1 rRNA gene (running past one end of the window) is annotated in these 2862 nt (G+C 57.1%); it reads right to left on the bottom strand.

From position 1 onward, the window contains the following. Nucleotides 1-6 precede the first annotated feature (6 nt). A 23S ribosomal RNA gene (locus tag IO39_RS53975) occupies nucleotides 7-2862 on the bottom strand (it continues 98 nt past the right edge of the window).

The raw sequence follows: 2862 nt of genomic DNA, 5'->3' as shown, positions 1-2862 counted from the left end.
TGCTTTGTGGTCAAGTCCTCGGCCTATTAGTACCGGTCAGCTCCACACGTTACCATGCTTCCACCTCCGGCCTATCAACCCGGTCGTCTACCGGGAGCCTTACCCACTCTCGTGGTGGGAGACCTCATCTCAAGGCGAGCTTCCCGCTTAGATGCTTTCAGCGGTTATCCCTTCCGAACGTAGCCAACCAGCCGTGCACCTGGCGGTACAACTGGCACACCAGAGGTTCGTCCGTCCCGGTCCTCTCGTACTAGGGACAGCCCCTTTCAAGTCTCCTGCGCGCGCAGCGGATAGGGACCGAACTGTCTCGCGACGTTCTAAACCCAGCTCGCGTACCGCTTTAATGGGCGAACAGCCCAACCCTTGGGACCTACTCCAGCCCCAGGATGCGACGAGCCGACATCGAGGTGCCAAACCATCCCGTCGATATGGACTCTTGGGGAAGATCAGCCTGTTATCCCCGGGGTACCTTTTAGCCGTTGAGCGACACCGCTTCCACACGCCGATGCCGGATCACTAGTCCCAGCTTTCGCTCCTGCTCGACCCGTCAGTCTCACAGTCAAGCTCCCTTGTGCACTTACACTCAACACCTGATTGCCAACCAGGCTGAGGGAACCTTTGGGCGCCTCCGTTACCCTTTAGGAGGCAACCGCCCCAGTTAAACTACCCACCAGACACTGTCCCCGATCCGGATCACGGACCAGAGTTAGACGTTCAAAACGACCAGAGTGGTATTTCACCAATGACTCCACCCGAACTAGCGTCCGAGCTTCCCAGTCTCCCACCTATCCTACACAAGACGCTCCAAACGCCAATGTCAAGCTGTAGTGAAGGTCCCGGGGTCTTTCCGTCCTGCTGCGCGTAACGAGCATCTTTACTCGTAGTGCAATTTCGCCGGGTCTGCGGTTGAGACAGCGGGGAAGTCGTTACGCCATTCGTGCAGGTCGGAACTTACCCGACAAGGAATTTCGCTACCTTAGGATGGTTATAGTTACCACCGCCGTTTACCGGCGCTTAAGTTCTCACCTTCGCCCAGCCAAAAACTGAGCTAAGCGGTCCCCTTAACGTTCCGGCACCGGGCAGGCGTCAGTCCGTATACATCGTCTTACGACTTCGCACGGACCTGTGTTTTTAGTAAACAGTCGCTTCCCCCTGGCCACTGCGACCCCCACCAGCTCCGAGTGCAAGACTCATCACCAGCAGAGGTCCCCCTTCTCCCGAAGTTACGGGGGCAATTTGCCGAGTTCCTTAACCACAGTTCACCCGATCGCCTTAGTATTCTCTACCTGACCACCTGAGTCGGTTTAGGGTACGGGCCGCCACAACACTCACTAGAGGCTTTTCTCGGCAGCATAGGATCATCCACTTCACCACAATCGGCTCGGCATCACATCTCAGGATACGCGCGAGGCGGATTTGCCTACCTCGCTCCCTACATGCTTACCCCAGGTCAACCATCGCCTGGGCTGGACTACCTTCCTGCGTCACCCCATCGCTTACCTACTACCCGATCGGATCGAGCGTTCACCCTGACGGCCGTCCCGAAGGACAACCCGAGCTAAGGACTCTTAGCATCACGAGGTTCAGTATGGGCGCATTGAAGCGGGTACGGGAATATCAACCCGTTGTCCATCGACTACGCCTGTCGGCCTCGCCTTAGGTCCCGACTTACCCTGGGCGGATTAGCCTGGCCCAGGAACCCTTGGTCATCCGGCGCGAGGGTTTCTCACCCTCGATTCGCTACTCATGCCTGCATTCTCACTCGCACAGCCTCCACAACTCGATCACTCGGCTGCTTCGCCAGCTGCACGACGCTCCCCTACCCATCAACCCCACAAGGGGATCAATGCCACGACTTCGGCGGTGTACTTGAGCCCCGCTACATTGTCGGCGCGGAATCACTTGACCAGTGAGCTATTACGCACTCTTTCAAGGGTGGCTGCTTCTAAGCCAACCTCCTGGTTGTCTCTGCGACTCCACATCCTTTCCCACTTAGCACACGCTTAGGGGCCTTAGTCGGTGATCTGGGCTGTTTCCCTCTCGACTACGAACCTTATCGCCCGCAGTCTCACTGCCACGCTCTCACTTACCGGCATTCGGAGTTTGGCTGACGTCAGTAACCTTGTCGGGCCCATCGGCCATCCAGTGCTCTACCTCCGGCAAGAAACACGCAACGCTGCACCTAAATGCATTTCGGGGAGAACCAGCTATCACGGAGTTTGATTGGCCTTTCACCCCTACACACAGATCATCCCCCAGGTTTTCAACCCTGGTGGGTTCGGTCCTCCACCCAGTCTTACCTGAGCTTCAACCTGCCCATGCGTAGATCACTCCGCTTCGGGTCTACAGCATGCGACTCAAACGCCCTCTTCAGACTCGCTTTCGCTACGGCTCCCCCACACGGGTTAACCTCGCCACACACCATAACTCGCAGGCTCATTCTTCAAAAGGCACGCAGTCACATCACACACCAGCAAGCTGATGTAAGCTCCTACGGCTTGTAGGCACACGGTTTCAGGTACTATTTCACGACCCCTCACCGGGGCACTTTTCACCTTTTATCGGTCATCAGGGAGTATTTAGGCTTACCAGGTGGTCCTGGCAGATTCACACAGGATTCCTCGAGCCCCGTGCTACTTGGGATCCCCTCCAGCAGTCCAACCGATTTCGTCTACCCGGCTCTCACGGTCTACGGCGCCCCTTCCCAGAGGCTTCAACTATCGGAAGGATTTATCACTGCTCGAAGCAGCGGCAGCCACTTCAAGAAGGTCCCACGACCCCGGACATGCAACGCCTGCCGGCTATCACACACGCCCGGTTTAGCCTCATCCGCTTTCGCTCACCACTACTCACGGAATCACT

The sequence above is a fragment of the Nonomuraea candida genome (assembly GCF_000725485.1).
Classification (GTDB): domain Bacteria; phylum Actinomycetota; class Actinomycetes; order Streptosporangiales; family Streptosporangiaceae; genus Nonomuraea; species Nonomuraea candida.
The sequence above is the reverse complement of the archived record's forward strand: the minus strand, read 5'-3'. Positions and strand labels throughout refer to the sequence as shown.